Raw genomic sequence first — 17,964 nt, 5'->3', positions numbered from 1 at the left:
GCGCGAGCCGCCGGTGACGAGCGCGGTGCGCCCGGCGAGCGGGTCCGCCTGCGCTGCGCCCGTCATCCGGCCACCACCGCGCGGCCGACGAGATCGGTCATCACTTCGTTCGCTCCTCCGTAGATGCGCTGAATGCGCGCGTCACGCCACATCCGCGCGATGGGGTATTCCTCCATGTAGCCGTAGCCGCCGAACAGTTGCAGGCAGCGGTCGAGCACGTTCCACTGCAGTTCGGTGGCTTTGTATTTGGCGCCGGCGGCATCGGCGGCGGACAGTTCGCCGCGGTTGAGCGCGGTGACGCAGCCGTCGATGTAGTGCTGCAGGATCTGGACGTCGGTGTGCATGTCGGCGATGGACATCCGCACCGACTGCAGGTCGGCCAGCGGCGCGCCGAATGCGACGCGCGAGCGCACGTGGTCCAGCACCAGGCTCAGCCCGTGCGCTGCCGAGGCCACCGCCGAGACCGCGATCGAGAGCCGCTCGCGCGGCAGATTCGCGATCGCGGAGCCGAAGCCGCGTCCCGGTTCGCCGAGGATGTTGGTGACCGGTACCCGGCAGTCGGTGAAGAACAGTTCCGCCGTGTCCTGGGCCTTGCGCCCGATCTTGTGCATCGGGTTGCCGCGTTCGAATCCCGGTGTGCCGTATTCGACTCCGACCAGCGAGGTGCCTCGCCCGTCGCGTTCGCCGGTGCGGACCAGCACGATCGCCAGGTCGCAGGTCGCGCCGCTGGTGATGAACGTCTTGGCGCCGTTGATCACCAGGTGGTCGCCGTCGCGGACGGCGCTGGTGCGGATCGAGGCCAGATCCGAGCCCGCTCCGGGTTCGGTCATGGCCAGGGCGGTGACGCACTCGCCGCGGGTGAACCTCGGCAGCCAGCGTCGCTTCTGCTCGTCGGTGGCCAGATCGCGCAGATACGGCACGATGATGTCGTTCTGCATGCTGAACGTGTCGCCGGCCATGCCCGAGCGCACGACTTCCTCGGCCATGACGGCGTTGTAGCGGAAGTCATCGATGCCCAGGCCGCCGTATTCGGAATCGAATTCGAAACCGAGGAAACCGGATTCGGCCGCACTGGTGATGAACCCGCGGTCGACGGTGCCGGCCTGCTCCCACTTCTCGACGTTCGGCACGGCCTCCCGGTCGAGCAGTGCGCGGAAGGCCGAGCGGAACGCCTCGTGCTCGTCGATGTACAGGTCTCTGCGCATGCTACCGCTCCGTCAGCGAGGCGGGCGGGGTGAACCGCGCGCCGTACCGGTCGGCCAGTTCCTGCGCACGCGCCACGAACGCGGCGGTGCCACCCGGGTAGCCCGCGACGAACTGACTGGTGCCGCCGGTCCAGGTGGGGAAGCCGATGCCGAGCAGCGAGCCGACATTGGCGTCGGCGGTCGAGCGCAGGATGCCCTCGTCGTGGCAGCGGACGGTTTCGAGCACCTCGGCGAAGAGCAGCCGATCGCGCAGCTCGGTGAGGTCGCCCTGCTGCTCGGCACGCGGGAACTGTTCGGCCAGACCGGACCACAGCCCCGCCCGCTTGCCGTCGACGTAGTCGTAGAAGCCGGCGCCGGCGAGGCGGCTCGGCCTGCCCAGTTCCTCGACCATCGTGGTGAGCACCGCGTCGCCGGGGTGTGCGGCGAGCTCTCCGCCGTTCTGCTCGGCGACCTCACGGAACTGGCCGCGGATCTTCAACGGCAACGACAGGGTCAGTTCATCGAGCAGCGCCAGCGTGCCCACCGGGTAGCCGGCCTGCAGCGAGGCCTGCTCGATGGACTGCGGGTGGATGCCCTCGCCCACCATGGCGCCGGCCTCGACCAGGCGCTGCAGGATCACCCGGCTGGTGAAGAAGCCGCGGCCGTCGCCGACGACGATCGGGGTCTTGCGCATCTGCAGCGCGATGTCGAAGGCCTTGGTCAGGGTGGCGTCGCTGGTCTTGTCGCCGACGATGATCTCGATCAGTTCCATGCGGTCGACCGGCGAGAAGAAGTGCAGGCCGATGAAGTCCTCGGGGCGCGGTAGATCGCGGGCGAGATCGGTGATCGGCAGCGTGGAGGTGTTGGAGGCCAGCACCGCGTCGGGGGCCACCACCTCGAGTACCTCGGCGAAGACCTTGCGCTTGAGATCTGGGTCCTCGAACACGGCCTCGATCACCAGATCGGCACCGGCGAGATCCTGCACGGACGCGGTGGGGGTGATGAGTTCGAGGATCGCGTCGGCGTCCTCGCGGGTTCGGCTGCCCTTCTCGACCTGCTTGCCGAGCACCTTGCGGGCATAGTCCTTGCCGCGATCGGCCGCGGCGAGATCGACGTCCTTGAGCGCCACCCGGATGCCGACGAGCGCGCACGACAGTGCCACGCCCGCGCCCATCATGCCCGCGCCGAGCACGGCGGCGAAGGTGGCGCGGTGGGTGGGGAAATCCTTCGGCCGGCTCGCGCCGGACTTGATGACCTGCTTGTCGAAGAAGGTGCCCTGGATGATGTTCTTCGCGACCGGGCCGGTGACCAGCTCGACGAAATAGCGGGTCTCGATCGCCGAGGCGGTGTCGAAGTCGACCTGGGTGCCCTCGACGGCCGCGCAGAGGATATTGGCCGGGGCCGGCATCGGGGCACCCTTGTGGCGGTTGCGCAGCGCGCCGACGCGCACCGGCAGCAGGGCCTCGATCGACGGGGTGTTCGCGGTTCCGCCGGGGATCGGCTCACCGCGGTCCCACGGCTGGGTGGCGCCCGGATTGGCCGAAATCCATTCCAGCGCTGCGGGAATCAGCGCCTCGGCGGCGGGCACGACGCGGTCGATCAGTCCGAGCGCGAGCGCGTCACCGACGCGATAGGCGGTACCGGGCAGCAGGACCTTGTCCAGTGCGGTGTCCAGGCCCAGCAGCCGGACGGTGCGCACAACGCCGCCACCGCCGGGCAGTAGGCCGAGGGTGACCTCGGGCAGGCCGATCCGGATCGCCGGTGCGTCCACGGCGATGCGATGGTGGCAGGCGAGCGCGATCTCGAGCCCGCCGCCGAGAGCGCTGCCGCCCAGGGCGGCGACCACCGGCACCCCGAGAGTCTCGAGCTTGCGCAGCATGGCCTTGGCGCCGTTGGCGAAGGCGGTCAGTTCGCCGGCCTGCTCAGGGGTGGTGGCGAGCAGATCACCGAGATCGCCGCCTGCGAAGAAGGTCTTCTTGGCCGAGGTCAGGATCACACCGGTCAGCTCGGAGCCCAGCCCGGCCAGCCGGTCCAGGGCCGCGGCGAAGGAGGCGGACCAGGCCGCGGTCATGGTGTTGACCGACTGGGTGGGGTCGTCGAATGTCAGGACGACGACACCGGATTCGGTCTGCTCCCAGGTGATGGTGTCGGTGGTGGTCACGGCGTCGGCCTCGCTCGAAGAGTTGTCGGAATTCTGGTGGGGAGATGTCTGGGTCATCGGTGCGTTCACACCCGCTCGACGATGGTGGCGATGCCCATCCCGCCGCCGACGCACAGGGTGATCAGGCCGCGGCGCTGATCGCGGCGTTCGAGCTCGTCGACGACGGTGGAGATCAGCATGGCGCCGGTCGCGCCGAGCGGATGGCCCATGGCGATCGCGCCGCCGTTGACGTTGAGCTTCTCGTGCGGGATGTCGAGGTCCTTCATGAAGCGCAGGGCGACCGAGGAGAACGCCTCGTTGATCTCGAACAGGTCGATGTCGTCGACGCTCAGACCCGCGACCTCGAGTGCCTTGCGGCTGGCCGGGGCGGGGCCGGTCAGCATGATGGTGGGATCGGAGCCGCTCACCGCGCCGGCGACGATGCGGGCGCGCGGGGTCAGGCCGAGTTCCTTGCCGATCGCCTCGTTGCCGATCGCCACCAGCGCGGCGCCGTCGACAATGCCCGAGGAGTTGCCGCCGGTGTGCACGTGGTCGATGCGCTCCACCCAGTGGTATTTCTGCAGCGCGACCGCGTCGAATCCGGCCTGCGTGCCCAGCGCGGCGAAGGCGGGCTTGATCTTGCCCAGCGATTCGAGGGTGGTGCCGCGGCGGATGTGCTCGTCGTGGTCGAGGATCGTCTGACCGTTGCGGTCCAGCACCGGCACGATCGAGCGCGCGAAGCGGCCCTCGTCCCAGGCGGTCGCGGCGCGCCGCTGCGATTCGACGGCGAACGCGTCGACGTCCTCACGGGTGAAGCCCTCGAGGGTGGCGATCAGGTCCGCGCCGATGCCCTGCGGGACGAATCCGGTGGTCAGGTTGGTCTCCGGGTCGTTGGCCCAGGCCCCGCCGTCGGAGCCCATCGGCACCCGGGACATGCTCTCCACGCCGCCCGCGAGCACCAGCGACTCCCAGCCCGAGGCCACCTTCTGCGAGGCGGTGTTGACGGCCTCGAGCCCGGACGCGCAGAACCGGTTCATCTGCACACCGGCCACGGTCTCGGGCAGTCCGGCGGCGAGAGCGGCGGTGCGCGCGATGTCGGCGCCCTGGTCGCGTAGCGGGCTGACCACGCCGAGGATCAGGTCGTCGACACGCTTGGGGTCCAGGCTCGGATTGCGGTCCTGCAGCGCGCGCAGCAGGCCGACGACGAGCGAGATCGGCTTGACGCCGTGCAGAGCTCCGCCCCTGCCGCGACCTCGCGGGGTGCGGAAGGCGTCGTACACGTATACGTCATGAGGCATTTGGTGATCCTGTTCTGGGTGAGGGCCGCGCTCGTGGGGCGGGGCTTCGGTCTGTGGCGCCCGCGCCGGGGTGGCGCTCGGTGGGCGGAGCAGTCGGCAGGGGAGGTGGTCAGCGGGCGGCGGCCGTGGACGATTCCGCGGTCTGCCAGTAGGCGTCGCGCAGCGGCTTCTTGTAGAGCTTTCCGGTGGGCAGCCGGGGCATCTCGTCGATGAAGTCGAAAGACTTGGGGCACTTGAATTTCGCGAGATGCTCGCGGCAGAACTCGCCCAGTTCGGCGGCCAGGTCGTTACCCGCGCCCGCGGGGTCGACGGCCTGGATCACGGCCTTCACGGCCTCGCCGAAATCCTCGTCGGGGACGCCGAAGACCGCGGCGTCCATCACCTTCGGATGGGTGACGAGCAGGTTCTCGATCTCCTGCGGGTAGATGTTCACACCCCCGGAGATGATGACGAACGCCTGGCGGTCGGTGAGGTACAGGAATCCGTCCTCGTCGAGATAACCGATGTCGCCGATCTTCGACATCGTCCCGGTGGCGTCCTTGGCCTCGGCGGTCTTGCCCGGGTCGTTGAAGTACTCGAAGCCACTGCCCTCACCGCGGAACCAGATGGTTCCGGCCACGCCTGGCGGGCATTCGTTGCCGTCGTCGTCGAGGATCACCGGCTCGCCCATGAAGGGCCTGCCGACTGTGCCCTTGTGCGCCAGCCATTCCTCGGGCGTGCATCCGCACATGCCGTTGGCCTCGGTGCCGCCGTAGTACTCGTAGATCACCGGGCCCCACCAGTCGAGCATGGCTTCCTTGACCGCGACGGGGCAGGGCGCGGCGCCGTGCACCACGACCTCGAGTGAGGAGAGGTCGTGGGCGCGCTTGTCCTCCGGCAGCTTGAGCATGCGGGAGAACATTGTCGGCACGACCATCGAGTGTGTGATGCGGTGCTTCTCGATCAGCTCGAGGTACAGCTCGGCGTCGAACTTTTCCATCACGACCACCGTCGCGCCCAGGCGCAGGCTGATCGCGACCGTCGACTGCGGACCGGAATGGTAGAGCGGGGCGGGTGAGAGGAAGCGCATACCCTCGCGCAGGTGGAACAGCTTGCGGCCGAAGTCCTCGATCGCGAGGATCTGGCCCGGATGCGCCTCGGGCAGGAGGCGTTTGATCGCCTTGGGCTTGCCGGTGGTGCCGGAGGAGTAGAACATCGGCGTGCCGAGCCGTTCGTCGGGCCCCGGCGCGGTGCCGAACTCGGCGACCGCCGTGCGATAGGACTCGTACGGCCCGGTCAGCGCGGGCGAGCCGGGTTCGGCGTCGACCATGAGCCAGCGGCTCACTCGCGGACACAGTTCGGGTAACTCTTGCGCGACAGCAGCTTTCGCTGCCGTGGTGATGACGAGCCTGGACTGCGAGTCGTCGATGATGTAAGCGGCCTCGGCCGCCGACAGGAACGAGTTGACCGGAGTGTAGAACAGCCCCGACCGTTCGGCCGCCGACATCGCGACGATCATCTCGAGGTGGTTCTCCATGAACAGCGCGATGTGATCACCCGGCGCCAGCCCTTCCGAGCGAAACAGCGCGGCCAGCCGGTTGGCTCGCGCGTCGAGGTCCCCGTAGGTCATGACCTCGCCGCTGGGGGCCATGACGATGGCGGGGCGATCGGGATGTTCGATGGCATGGCGGCCGGGATACATGGGTGTGCTCCTCGGAGACGATTCGTTCGGGTGCGGCGGGGTGGCGGCCTACTGGCGGATCGGGCGCAGGAATTCCGCGACCGCCCAGCCGCCGTGCCCCTCGGCGAGGTCGACGGTCATCTGCCCCATCCGCACGGCGCGATCCTCGGTGCGCTGAGTGACCGGGACGAAGTGCCGGATGGCGCCGTCGACGAGGATCGTCGGCAGGCCTTCGGCGGTGATGATGCCGACGTGGCGACCCGAGTAGGTGGATTCACCGGCGTAGTCGGTGTGCACGGTGTAGTCGGTGATCGGGTGGGCGACGCCGTCGGTGGTCAGCACGGCGCCCGCGGACACCCGCACCCCGGACTTCTCGTATTCGCCATAGGCACTGAAGGCGGTGCCGTCGGCCAGCCAGCCGGCCACCCATTCCCCGGTGTAGGACGCCCACTCGCGCGGCCCCCACGAGTGGTCACGGAACGAGGTCACCTTGTCGAGCACCCAGGTCCGGCTGCCGACCCGGATGGTGCCCGACAGGTGCCCGAACTGCTCGTAGTGATCGGTCGCGATCGTGGAACTGCCCGGGGTGCAGTCGCCGTCGCCGTCGCTGTTGATGACGAACATCGGGCTGGTCGCCTCGTAGGTCAGCGAGATCTCGCATTCCTCCGAGGGCGCGTTCTTCAGCGCGATGCGACCGTGCTCTGCCATCAACGACGGATGGACCACGCGGGCGACGGTATTGCGGTAGGTGATCTCGGCCTTGCGCGTGGGCTCGGTGAAAGTGATCTCGAGGCCCTGACCGGCGAAGTCGTCGTTCGTCTCCCGCGGCGTGCGCCCGGCGCGGAACGCGATGGCCCCGCCGGGCAGCGTGAGCTGCACCGAGGTCTCGCTGTACCCGAGATTGGGCCGGTTGCCGATCCGGACGAGCCCGCCGAGCTGGGAGACCGGGTCGACGAAGTTGAAGTAGACGCTTTCGTTGAAGTTGGGGATGCCCGCGAAGTCGTGGGTCCCCTCCGCGTCGGCGCCGTACTTGCAGACGGTGAACGGTTCGGTGGTCATGGTGCTCCTCGTGCAGCCGAATGGGCGGCGGGATGGGCCGTGGGGACGGGCCGTGAAGACGAACTCAGAACTTCTGGGCCGGTGACGGGTCGAGCGGCGGGAACACCGCGGGGCGGTGCTCGAGGAAGGACATGATCCCTTCGCGCGCGTCCGCCGAATCGACTCTGCCCGCGTACGCGCGGGATTCGTCCGCGGCCGCCGGCCCGGGATGGGAGTACTGCCACGCCGAGGCGAGCAGCCGCTTGGACAGCGCGACCGAGGTCGGCGAGGTATCGCGCACGAACTGTTGCGCGTACTCCATGGCCACGGTCATCACCTGATCGGCGGGAACCACCCGGGTGAGGTAGCCCGCTTCGTAGGCCTCCGCGGCGTCGAACACGCGGCCGGTCAGGATCCAATCGGTCGCCCGGCCGATCCCGACCAGCCGGGGCAGGAACCACGACGACGCGCCCTCCGGCACGACGCCGCGGCGATTGAAGACGAAGCCGAACCTGGCCTTCTCGCTGCCGACGCGGATGTCCATCGCGGCGGCGATCGTCGCCCCGCCGCCGATCGCGTGCCCGTTGAGGGCGGCGATCACCGGCTTCTGCATGGCGAACAGTCGCTCGCTGATCCGGCCCGCGGGCTCGCGGTAGCCGGTGGGAGTGTGCCCGTCGACGTCCTCGGCCAGCGCCTTCGACAGCGTCTCCGGGCCGTCCAGCGCGGCGCCCAGGGAGAAGGCCTCCCCGGCTCCGGTCACGATCACGGCGCGCACCTCGGGATCGCGGTCGGCCCGGTCCAGCGCTCGCAGCACGTCCACGAGCATCCGGACCCGGAACGCGTTGCGACGTTGCGGAGCGTCGAGGGTCACCACGGCGATGCCGTCCGACGCCTCGTAGCTCACATCCTCGTAGTCGTGCGCGAACCCCTCGCCCGGCACGGCATCGCCCCGCACGGATGCCTCCGTCACAGCCCGCCGCCGCAGACGAGCGTCTCGCCGGTGATGTAGCTCGACTCGGGGCTGCACAGCAGGTAGACAGCGCCCGCGGCTTCCTCGACGGTGCCCGCCCGGCCCAGCGCGATCTGCTTGGTAGCCGCTTCCATCACCGCGGGGTTGACGCCGACCTTGATGTCGCGATCCTCCACCTTGATGGTCTTCTCCTCGGTGGTCACCGAGGTCAGCCGGGTGTTGATCACGCCGTAGGCGACGGCGTTGACGGTGACGTTGTAGCGACCCCACTCCTTGGCGATGGCCTTGGTCAGACCGACCATGCCCGCCTTGGCCGAGGAGTAGTTCGCCTGGCCTGCGTTGCCCTGCAGGCCGGAGGTGGAGGAGATGTTGACGACCTTGCGGCACGGCACGACGCCGGCCTCGCGCTCCCGCTTGACCGCGGCGCTGATGACCGGCTGCGCGGCACGAAGGATGCGGAACGGGGCGGTGAGATGCACGTCGATGATGTCGTTCCATTGCTGGTCGGTCATCTTCTGGATGACGTTGTCCCAGGTGTAGCCGGCGTTGTTGACGATGATGTCGATACCGCCGAAGTTGTCCACCGCCGCGGCGACGAACCGATCCGCGAACTCGGGGTCGGTGACGCTGCCGACGCAGGCCACCGCCTGACCTCCGAGCGCTTCGATCTCGGCGACGACCTCCTTGGCCGGCTCGGGGTCCAGGTCGTTGATGACGACCTTGGCGCCCTCGGATGCCAGCTTCAGCGCCACCGCGCGGCCGATGCCGCGACCCGAGCCCGAGACCAGCGCAACCTTGTCCTGCAGTTTCTGCACGCTCACGTGCTGCCTCCTGGAGTTTGTCCGTCACGCCGCAAGCCGGGAGAACCGGCGTATACCTGCGTGGAATAGTCTGTGACAGCGGTCACTGGGGTGAATACTAACTTCAGTACTTGTGGGCGTCAATGGCAAGTTTTCGCAGGCATTATGCGCCGCTTGTTAATCATGAATATGTATAGTCACGTTCACACTTGGCCGTACAGACCCCCTCGAGCAAGGACAGGCCCATGACTAACGTCTGTATCAGCGGCGTCGGAATGATGCCCTTCACCAAACCCGGAAAGAGCGAGACCTACGACCGGATGGGCGCCGCGGCGACCATCGCGGCCCTGCAGGACGCGGGCATCGACTACAGCGATGTCCAGCAGGCCTATGTCGGGTACGTCTACGGCGACTCCACCTCCGGCCAGAACGCCCTCTACGAGGTCGGCATGACCGGCATTCCGGTGGTGAACGTCAACAACAACTGCTCCACCGGTTCCAGCGCCCTGTGGCTCGCGCGCCAGGCGGTCGCCTCCGGCACCGCCGAGTGCGTGCTCGCCCTCGGCTTCGAGCAGATGCAGCCGGGCGCCCTGGTCAACGCCTACAATGATCGCCCGAGCCCGACCGAGCGCGGCGAGTACATCGCGGCCTCGCGCCCCGGCGGCGACGAGCAGGCCCCGATGGCGGCCAAGATGTTCGGCGGCGCGGGCGTGGAGTACATGGCGCGCTACGGCGTGAGTTCCGAGGTGTTCGGCCGTGTCTCGGTCAAGGCGCGCGCGCACGCGGGCCGCAACCCGCTCGCGGTGTTCCGTGACCCGATCGACCTGGACACCGTGATGGGTTCCAAGCAGATCTGGGGACCGCTGACCCTGCTGATGTGCTGCCCGCCGACCAACGGCGCGGCCGCCGCGATCGTGTGCAGCGAGGAGTTCGCCCGCGCCCGCGGCCTGGACGCGAGCATCCGGGTGCGGGCCCAGTCGCTGGTCACCGATGTGGCGGGCACCTTCGACACCACCGACATGATGAAGGTCGCCGGCTACGACATGACCGCCAAGGCCGCCGCCGAGGTCTACGAGCAGTCCGGCGTCGATCCGCTGGACATCCCGGTGGTCGAATTGCACGACTGCTTCAGCACCAACGAGGTCATCACCTACGAGGGCCTCGGCCTCACCCCGGAGGGCACCGCCGAGAAGTTCATCCTCGACGGCGACAACACCTACGGCGGACGAGTGGTGACCAACCCCTCCGGCGGCCTGCTCTCCAAGGGGCACCCGCTGGGCGCCACCGGCTTGGCGCAGTGCGCCGAACTGGTGTGGCAGCTGCGCGGCCGGGCAGGCGATCGCCAGGTCGACGGCGCGCGAATCGCCTTGCAGCACAACCTCGGTCTCGGCGGCGCCTGCGTCGTGACTCTGTACGAGAAGGTGGGCTGATGTCCCTCGATCACGCAATCCTCGATGTCGTCACGCCTCCGGTGATCGCCGACATCGAACGCGGCCGGATCAAGCAGTTCGCGGTGGCGATCGGCGAACGGAATCCGATCTACCGTGACCGCGACGCCGCGATCGCGGCAGGCCATCCCGATGTGCTCGCCCCGCCCACCTTCCTGTTCGGTCTCGAACTCGAGAACTCCCCCGTCTTCGACGATCTCGCCGCCCACGGCGTCGACCTCGGCACGGTGCTGCACGGTGAACAGCGGTTCCGCTACTTCGCCGACGTCCACGCCGGAGACCGGGTGCAGTTCGACTCCGCCTACGTCGACGCCTACTCCAAAGCGGGTGGCGCGCTCGACTTCCTGGTCCGCCGCACCACGGTGACCAGGGACGGCGCGGTCGTGGCCGAACTCGAGAGCGTCAGCGTCATCAAGAACCCCGGAGGCACCTCGTGAACTCACCCGCACCCGCCGTGACGACGTCTGTTCCGGAACTACGTCCCGGCGCCGTCTCCCGCACGACGCTGGCCCTTTTCGCCGGCGCCTCGGGTGACCACAACCCGATCCACATCGACATCGACTCGGCACGCGCCTCCGGCATGGACGACGTCTTCGCCCACGGCATGCTGTCGATGGCCTACCTCGGCCGGCTGCTCACCGACTGGGTGCCGCAGAGCCGCATCCTGGAGCTGTCCACCCGATTCACCGCGATCACACCGGTTCTCGCCCAACCCGTGTTCCGCGCCGAGATCACCGGCATCGAGACCGTCGACGGCGAACAGCGCGCCCACCTGGACCTGACGGCCGAACTCGCGGACGGCACCAAGACGCTGGCCGGAAAAGCAGTCGTGGCGTGGCCAGGAGCATGACGTGTCCGAGATGCGAAAATAGCCGCATGATCGCGCCCACAGGGAAGAGCTGACATGTCACGACCGACGGCGACGCCGACGAACACTGACACCGGCGGGGACTCCCCGAGCCTGTCCACGCGCGGTGGCCAGCGCACCGAACAGATCGCACGGGCCGCCGCGCGCCTGTTCCAGGACACCGGCTACCAGAACGTCAGTATCGACCAGATCGGCGCCGCCGTCGGCCTGACCGGGCCCGCGGTATACCGGCACTTCAAGGGCAAGTACGCCATCCTGGTACGCGCGCTGCAAGGCCAGACCGACATGGTGGCCGAACTCGAGGAACAAGCGGACAGGACGGGTTCGACTCCCCGCGAGCAACTCGACCTGTTCCTCGAAGGACTCAGCGACCTGACGGCCAACGGCGACGAGGCCACCTTGTGGCGGCGTGAGCGTCGACACCTGCGCCAAGCCGAATACGAGCTGTTCCGCGACCACTTCACCGCCAACCGCGACTACATCGCCTCGAAGATCACCGCCCTGAATCCCGCCGTGGACCGGCGCAAGGCCGAATTGCTCGGCTATGCCGTGCTCACCATGTACTCGAACACCCCCGACATCCGCGGCCACCTGTCACCCGAGCGGTTGATGGAAATCCAAGCGGCCCTGTCGGAGACGATCATCGACTGCCCGCTGCCCGACATCGCGCCCGACGCGGTCGCGCCGCCTCCCGCCGTGCCGCGGCGCCCGGCGGGACGACGCGAGCGCATCATCGAGGCCTCGACCAGGTTGTTCGAGGAACGCGGCTTCTACGACGTGCGCATCGACGACATCGCCAAAGCGTCGGAGATGTCGGTGGCCACGCTGTACCAGCACGTGACCGGCAAGGCGCAGGTCCTGCGCGCCATCCTGGAACGGGGCGCCGAAGGGCTGCTCTACGTGACCGCCGACGCTCTGGCGCAAGCGACCACCCCGCACGAGGTGCTCGAGGCGCTCATCCGCACATACATCCGGCAGGCCTTGGGCGTGCACGGCCGAATCATGCACATCCTCGCCTCGGACCTGCTGTACCTGTCCGAGGAAGAACAATCCGCCCTGCGGGAAACCCAGCGCGAATACGTCGCCGAATGGGTGCAGGCCATCTGCGAACTCGCAGCCGACCTCACCCCGGCCGACGCCCGCGCCCTCACACAAGCGGTGATCGGCGTCGTCACCGACGTCGCCCAGATCCCGCAGTTCCGGGAACGTCCCGGCATCGCCGAGGAACTCACCGCTTTGGCGACCGCCATGGTGCTCCCGCAGGGCCTCCTCCGATGACCACCCACTCTTTCCCTCCGAGAAGGGGACCCACGCAATGTCCGACACAGAACGACGTCATGCAGTAGTAGTAGGAGGCGCCTCGGGCATCGGCGCCGCGATCACTCGCGCACTGGCCGCGGACGGAGCCACCGTCACCGTCGCCGACCGCAATGCCGACCAGGCCCGCGCACTCGCCGACGAGCTCGGCGCGGGCCACGACTCCGCCCTGGTGGAGATCACCGACGAGGACTCCGTCCGCGAACTCTTCGAGACGGCACGCTCGGCCCACGGACGGGTCGACATCGCCGTGAACAGCGCGGGCGTCAGCGCCGCGGGCGCGGTCACCGATCTGCCGGTCGAGAAGTTCCGCCGCGTCGTGGACGTATGCCTGACCGGCGCCTTCCTCGTTGTCAAACACGCGGCCCGCGCGATGGAAGCGGGCGCCGTCATCATCTCGCTGTCCTCGCTCAATGCCCGGCAACCGGGAACCGGGATGGCGGCCTACTGCTCGGCCAAAGCCGGTCTGGCCATGCTGACCCAGGTTTCCGCACTCGAACTCGCCCCGCGCGGCATCCGGGTCAACGCCATCGCACCCGGCATCGTCATGACACCGTTGACCAGCCCCTCGATGAGCGTCCCCGGCCTCGAGAACGACTACATCGCCAACACCCCGCTGGGCAGACCGGGCACCCCGGAGGAAATCGCCGACGCCGCGGTCTACATCGCCCGCGCCGCGTGGCTCACCGGCGAGACCCTCGACATCAACGGCGGCGCCCACCTGGTCAAGTACCCGGACCTGCTCGCGCATTTCCAGCGCGCACGCGCATCCGCCTGACAACGCCGCACCCAGCGCGGCCCGAATCGTAGGGAGCTGACGCCGCAGCGGGCCACCGCTGCGGCGATTCGATGCCGCGACGATCGGACGGCCGCGCGATCGAGAGCCTTTCGGACAGCTCAGGAGCGTTCGGGGCGCCCCTCGGGCGACCGCTGCCCCGGCGCTGCCGGCACTCCGCTGCGCCCACCATCTGAGTCCTTCGCGGGCCGGATCGAAGGGGCGAGGTGTCACGCGCCGCTGCGCGCACGCGTCTGCAGCGGCAACGAGGAGGCCAAAGTTCATAATCTGCACTAACACCATCGACCACAACAGCCGTTCGCCGGACCCAGAGCAGCCGATCGGAACAGCGAGGCACAACTACCGGCGATCGCTCGTTCCGCCTCGAATTATGCCTCCTTACAGCACCTTTACCGACAGGCATCGGACGCTTCCCGGCAGCGTGAGCCGCCGCGAACAAGATTTATCACCAACCCCCATTGACGAGTCGTTCACGACATGTCACGATATGACCACTAACACACTCTGTGCCCTCCGTCACATTTCATCGGATGGGCGAGCTCTCCCGATTCCCCCGAATCACCGGGAAGCTCTCAGTTCGTCATCGAGCGGCGCCGGCCTCGACGGCCCACGGCACACCGGCCCCAACGAAGGAGCAGTAATGACAACGCAACCCGCCGAAGCAGAGGTCGCCACCGACGACCTCGCCTCGTTCCCGTTCCGTCGCGAGTGCCCGTTCTCGCTGTCGAAGCAGTACGACTCCTACTCCGACGACGCGCTGCGCAAGGTCGACTTCAAGGGCACGCCTGGCTGGCTGGTGACCGGCTACAACAACGTCCGCTCCGTGCTCGCCGATCCGCGCACGAGCGTTCGTGGCATCGACGACTCCTCCCGCGGTGACGCGGGCGACCAGGCCGTGCCCGGGTTCTTCGTCGCCATGGACCCGCCCGAGCACGACGATCTGCGCCGTATCCTGGCCAAGGAGTTCACCCCGCGCCGGATGGCAGCCATGCGCCCGACCATCCAGCGCATCGCCAACGAGCTGATCGACACCATGCTGGCCTCCGAGGGCCCGGTGGACCTGGTGGACGCGCTGGCCCTGCCGCTGCCCTCCCTGGTGATCTGCGAACTGCTCGGCGTCCCCTACGACAAGCACGATTTCTTCCAGGAACGCACCCGGGCCGTGCTGGCCCCGAACAGCACTCCCGAAGACATCGAGGCGGCGATCGGCGCGGTCATGATGTACCTCGCCGAGCTGGTGACCATCAAGCAGGCCGAGCCCGGCGACGACCTGATCAGCCTGCTGGTCAAGCACATCGAGTCCGGTGCGCTGAGCGTCATCGACGTCGCGGGCATGTCGACCTTCCTGCTCATGGCCGGGCACGAGACGACCGGCAATATGATCGGCCTCGGCCTGTTCTCGCTGTTGGAGCACCCCGACCAGCTGGCCGAGCTGCGCAATGATCTCCAGCTCATGCCGCAGGCGGTCGAGGAACTGCTGCGCCACCTCGACATCATCGGCAACCTGCCCCGGACCGTCACCGAGGACATCGAGATCGACGGCCAGAAGATCGCCAAGGGCGACCTGGTGATGATGTCCACCGAGGCGGCCAACAAAGACGCCGACGTCTTCGACGACCCCGAACGCTTCGACATCCACCGCGACGCCAGCCGTCACATGACGTTCGGCCACGGCATCCACACCTGCCTCGGCGCTCCGCTGGCCCGCCTCGAACTGGACATCGTGTTCACCACGCTGCTCGAACGGATCCCCACGCTGCGCCTGGCCGTGCCCGCGGCCGAGGTCAAGGTCAAGTTCGCCAGGATCTTCGGCCTCGACGAGTTGCCCGTCACCTGGGATCGCTGACAGTTCACGCTCTCGTGTCCTGATGGAAGGAACGTGTCATTGACACCGTCGAAAGTCCCGGCAGCCTCGAAAGACGGGGCCGCCGATGAGCTGGATGTCGTCGTCGAAAGCACCGAGGACGTCGCAGTCGGCGTCAAGGCGCTGACGCTGCGACCGGTGACCGGCGCCTCGCTGCCCGCATGGCAGCCCGGCGCTCACATCGATGTCTTCCTTCCCTCGGGCGCCGTGCGCCAGTACTCGCTGTGCGGCGACCGCAATGATCCGGACGCGTGGCGGATCGCCGTACTGCGCGAGCCAACCGGCAAGGGCCGGGGCGGCTCGGAATTCATCCACACTTCGCTGCACGCGGGGACCAAGATCCGGGTCGGCGCTCCCCGCGACAATTTCGCCCTGGTCGAGTCGGATCGGTACCTGTTCATCGCGGGCGGCATCGGCATCACCCCGCTACTCCCGATGATCGCGCAGGTCCAGGAGCGCGGCGCCGAATGGCGGCTCGTCTACGGCGGACGCACCTCCGCCTCGATGGCATTCCGTGACGAACTCGGGCGCTACGGCGATCGCGTCCGATTCCACCCCGAGGATCGTGACGGCCTGATCGATCTGGCCGGCGTCCTCGCCCGAACCCCCTCGGACACCGCAATCTACAGTTGTGGGCCCGCCGCGCTTCTCGAGGCGCTCGAAGAACACTGCCGCGATCGGCCCGCGGGCGCATTGCACACCGAGCGTTTCGTGCCGAAGGCCGACGTGCGGGCGGCCGAGGACCGCGCGTTCGAAGTCGTTCTCGCCAAACAGGATCGGACGATCACGGTGCCGCCGGGGCAGACGATCCTGCACACGCTCGAAGCCAACGGAGTCGACGTGCTGTCGTCCTGCCAGCAGGGCATGTGCGGCAGGTGCGAGCAGACAGTCCTCGAAGGAACGCCGGACCACCGCGACGAGGTCCTGACTCCCGAAGAGCGCGAAAGCAACGAATACATCCTCATCTGCGTATCCCGGTGCCACGGCGAGCGTCTGGTCCTGGATCTGTGAACCGACTTCCGAATACATATTTCGACAGGAGAGAACAATGGGTCGCGTAGAAGGCAAGATTGCGATCGTCACCGGTGCGACATTCGTCGAACAGGGCGGTCTCAACATCGGCGGCGCCACCGCCACGGAACTGGCGGCCGAAGGCGCGCGCGTGGTCGTGGCCGACATCAATGTCGAAGGCGCGGAGCGCCTCGCGACGATACTCAACGATCGCCACGGCGCGAAGACGGCCCTCGCCTACGGCATCGATCTGCGCAACGAGAGCGAGATCGAGCAACTGGTCCAGCGGACCGTCGAGTACTTCGGCGCGCCCGGCATCGTGGTCAACAACGCGGGCATCTTCCCCATGGACGACGGTGACGTGGCCACCATGTCGATCGAAACCTGGGACAACGTGCTGGCCGTCAACCTGCGCGCCGCCATGCTGATGACCAAGCACACCCTGCCCTACCTGCGCGAACACGGCGGCTCGATCATCAACACCGCCTCCACCCACGCCTTCGCCGGCGACAACAGCCTCACCGGCTACGGCGCCACCAAGGCCGCCCTGCTCGCGCTCACCAAGTACACCGCGACGCAGTACGGCAAGGAAGGCGTGCGCGCCAACGCGATCTGCCCCGGCACCACCACCACTCCCCCCGCACAGGCACTGCCGCAAGAGATCAAGGACATCTACACCCGGCACACGATGAACCCGACGCTCAACGGGCCCACCGAACTGGCCAAGGCGTACCTGTTCCTCGCCTCCGACGACTCACGCGGCATCAACGGCGAAGTGATCCGCGTCGACGGCGGCCTGCTCGCGCACCAGCCGTTCGTCCCGGACATGCGCAACCTCGGAATGACCACGGCCGAAAGCCAGTGACCCCCGACCTGTCGAACCCCGCCCCGCCCTGATCCCCCATCATCGGTTCGACAGCGTTTGAGTACGGCCCCGGGGAATTCCGCCACTTCCCCGGGGCTGGTCCGCGCCTGTTCTCGCCCGCGTACTCGCCGAGAGTGATTCGAACAGCGCTATCGAACAGGACATCGAACATGACCGCATTCCATCCGAACAACCTCTCGGCCGACGCCTGGCACATCGTCGAGTTCGCCGAGGCCTGGTCGCCTTTCGGCGGCCCACCGGAGGAAGAGTTGTTCGTCCGCTTCGGCATGAACCGCTCGCGTTTCGCCGAGGTCCTCGCCGAATCCGTCGATCAGATCGCCCACCAGCTGCGCCCCGCGCGACGTCGACCGTCGGCACCACGCCGACCTCTTCATCCGGACACCTCCGCCCGACTGACCGGATCGCAGAGGAAGCCCGACGTGCAAGCTGCCAGAAACTCGACGTAACCGACGGATAATGCACCGGCGCGGATGACTGTCCCCGGAGGACATCAGCGATGACCCAGTCGTCGAATGGGGCGCCGAGGCGGTGGCCGTATTCCCATGCGAGGACCCGAACTGCATGCTGCCGTGTCGAAATACCCGCGCTCGTCGCGACGCTCAGCCGAGTCGCGCCGCTCCCGCCATGACCTGGGTGTCGTCGTTGCTGTCGAGCGATTCGCGGATAGCGGCTTGGGCGGCAGGG

At 68.0% G+C, this 17,964-nt stretch carries 16 protein-coding genes; 9 read left to right on the top strand and 7 right to left on the bottom strand.

Translation table 11 applies throughout. The features are described from left to right. Positions 1-62: 62 nt before the first annotated feature. From NS3_RS27700 to NS3_RS27670, 7 genes are all read right to left on the bottom strand, one after another. Complete coding sequence (locus tag NS3_RS27700) at positions 63-1,205, bottom strand: acyl-CoA dehydrogenase family protein (RefSeq protein WP_067865877.1); 1,143 nt, start codon at positions 1,203-1,205, stop codon at positions 63-65. Between the two features lies 1 nt (position 1,206). Continuing rightward, complete coding sequence (locus tag NS3_RS27695; protein ID WP_067865884.1) at positions 1,207-3,345, bottom strand: 3-hydroxyacyl-CoA dehydrogenase NAD-binding domain-containing protein; 2,139 nt, start codon at positions 3,343-3,345, stop codon at positions 1,207-1,209. A 65-nt stretch (positions 3,346-3,410) separates the two neighbouring features. Continuing rightward, a complete protein-coding gene (locus NS3_RS27690; RefSeq protein WP_067865874.1) occupies positions 3,411-4,622 on the bottom strand; it encodes an acetyl-CoA C-acetyltransferase in 1,212 nt (403 codons plus the stop codon). A 109-nt stretch (positions 4,623-4,731) separates the two neighbouring features. Then, complete coding sequence (locus NS3_RS27685) at positions 4,732-6,303, bottom strand: AMP-binding protein (protein ID WP_067865871.1); 1,572 nt, start codon at positions 6,301-6,303, stop codon at positions 4,732-4,734. Between the two features lie 48 nt (positions 6,304-6,351). Beyond that, on the bottom strand, positions 6,352-7,341 hold the full coding sequence (locus NS3_RS27680) for a DUF7064 domain-containing protein (protein WP_067865868.1): 990 nt from the start codon (positions 7,339-7,341) through the stop codon (positions 6,352-6,354). A gap of 64 nt (positions 7,342-7,405) precedes the next feature. Then, positions 7,406-8,275 (bottom strand): enoyl-CoA hydratase-related protein, encoded by an 870-nt coding sequence (locus NS3_RS27675; protein ID WP_245649844.1) that lies wholly within the window; start codon positions 8,273-8,275, stop codon positions 7,406-7,408. Between the two features lie 11 nt (positions 8,276-8,286). Then, positions 8,287-9,111, bottom strand: a complete 825-nt coding sequence (locus NS3_RS27670) for an SDR family NAD(P)-dependent oxidoreductase (protein ID WP_040794002.1) — start codon at positions 9,109-9,111, stop codon at positions 8,287-8,289. 224 nt (positions 9,112-9,335) lie between these two features. Between NS3_RS27670 and NS3_RS27665 the strand changes: the two genes are divergently transcribed. From NS3_RS27665 to NS3_RS27625, 9 genes are all read left to right on the top strand, one after another. After that, complete coding sequence (locus tag NS3_RS27665; RefSeq protein ID WP_067865865.1) at positions 9,336-10,520, top strand: lipid-transfer protein; 1,185 nt, start codon at positions 9,336-9,338, stop codon at positions 10,518-10,520. Further along, positions 10,520-10,975: a MaoC family dehydratase N-terminal domain-containing protein gene (locus tag NS3_RS27660; RefSeq protein WP_067865862.1), complete on the top strand. Its 456-nt coding sequence runs from the start codon at positions 10,520-10,522 to the stop codon at positions 10,973-10,975. The genes NS3_RS27665 and NS3_RS27660 overlap by 1 nt, the downstream gene beginning before the upstream one ends. Then, positions 10,972-11,388 (top strand): MaoC/PaaZ C-terminal domain-containing protein, encoded by a 417-nt coding sequence (locus tag NS3_RS27655; RefSeq protein WP_067865859.1) that lies wholly within the window; start codon positions 10,972-10,974, stop codon positions 11,386-11,388. The genes NS3_RS27660 and NS3_RS27655 overlap by 4 nt, the downstream gene beginning before the upstream one ends. A 54-nt stretch (positions 11,389-11,442) precedes the next feature. Beyond that, positions 11,443-12,684 carry a TetR/AcrR family transcriptional regulator gene (locus tag NS3_RS27650; RefSeq protein ID WP_067865856.1) on the top strand — a complete coding sequence of 414 codons (1,242 nt, stop codon included), beginning with the start codon at positions 11,443-11,445 and terminating at the stop codon, positions 12,682-12,684. A 37-nt stretch (positions 12,685-12,721) separates the two neighbouring features. After that, positions 12,722-13,501: an SDR family NAD(P)-dependent oxidoreductase gene (locus tag NS3_RS27645; RefSeq protein WP_067865853.1), complete on the top strand. Its 780-nt coding sequence runs from the start codon at positions 12,722-12,724 to the stop codon at positions 13,499-13,501. A 658-nt stretch (positions 13,502-14,159) separates the two neighbouring features. Next, on the top strand, positions 14,160-15,365 hold the full coding sequence (locus tag NS3_RS27640) for a cytochrome P450 (RefSeq protein ID WP_067865850.1): 1,206 nt from the start codon (positions 14,160-14,162) through the stop codon (positions 15,363-15,365). 39 nt (positions 15,366-15,404) lie between these two features. Beyond that, positions 15,405-16,394, top strand: a complete 990-nt coding sequence (locus NS3_RS27635; RefSeq protein WP_067865848.1) for a PDR/VanB family oxidoreductase — start codon at positions 15,405-15,407, stop codon at positions 16,392-16,394. A 37-nt stretch (positions 16,395-16,431) separates the two neighbouring features. Beyond that, complete coding sequence (locus tag NS3_RS27630; protein WP_067865844.1) at positions 16,432-17,259, top strand: SDR family NAD(P)-dependent oxidoreductase; 828 nt, start codon at positions 16,432-16,434, stop codon at positions 17,257-17,259. A gap of 170 nt (positions 17,260-17,429) precedes the next feature. Continuing rightward, entirely contained in the window at positions 17,430-17,726 is a 297-nt protein-coding gene (locus tag NS3_RS27625) for a hypothetical protein (RefSeq protein ID WP_067865841.1), read from the top strand. The last annotated feature ends 238 nt before the right edge of the window (positions 17,727-17,964 follow it).

It is taken from the genome of Nocardia shimofusensis NBRC 100134 (assembly GCF_001613125.1).
Classification (GTDB): Bacteria; Actinomycetota; Actinomycetes; order Mycobacteriales; family Mycobacteriaceae; genus Nocardia; species Nocardia shimofusensis.
The sequence above is the reverse complement of the archived record's forward strand: the minus strand, read 5'-3'. Positions and strand labels throughout refer to the sequence as shown.

Coding starts and splice junctions, on each gene's coding strand:
- NS3_RS27700 (WP_067865877.1), bottom strand. CDS start 1,205: ATGCGCAGAGACCTGTACATCGACGAGCACGAGGCGTTCCGCTCGGCC.
- NS3_RS27690 (WP_067865874.1), bottom strand. CDS start 4,622: ATGCCTCATGACGTATACGTGTACGACGCCTTCCGCACCCCGCGAGGT.
- NS3_RS27685 (WP_067865871.1), bottom strand. CDS start 6,303: ATGTATCCCGGCCGCCATGCCATCGAACATCCCGATCGCCCCGCCATC.
- NS3_RS27680 (WP_067865868.1), bottom strand. CDS start 7,341: ATGACCACCGAACCGTTCACCGTCTGCAAGTACGGCGCCGACGCGGAG.
- NS3_RS27665 (WP_067865865.1), top strand. CDS start 9,336: ATGACTAACGTCTGTATCAGCGGCGTCGGAATGATGCCCTTCACCAAA.
- NS3_RS27660 (WP_067865862.1), top strand. CDS start 10,520: ATGTCCCTCGATCACGCAATCCTCGATGTCGTCACGCCTCCGGTGATC.
- NS3_RS27650 (WP_067865856.1), top strand. CDS start 11,443: ATGTCACGACCGACGGCGACGCCGACGAACACTGACACCGGCGGGGAC.
- NS3_RS27645 (WP_067865853.1), top strand. CDS start 12,722: ATGTCCGACACAGAACGACGTCATGCAGTAGTAGTAGGAGGCGCCTCG.
- NS3_RS27640 (WP_067865850.1), top strand. CDS start 14,160: ATGACAACGCAACCCGCCGAAGCAGAGGTCGCCACCGACGACCTCGCC.
- NS3_RS27630 (WP_067865844.1), top strand. CDS start 16,432: ATGGGTCGCGTAGAAGGCAAGATTGCGATCGTCACCGGTGCGACATTC.
- NS3_RS27625 (WP_067865841.1), top strand. CDS start 17,430: ATGACCGCATTCCATCCGAACAACCTCTCGGCCGACGCCTGGCACATC.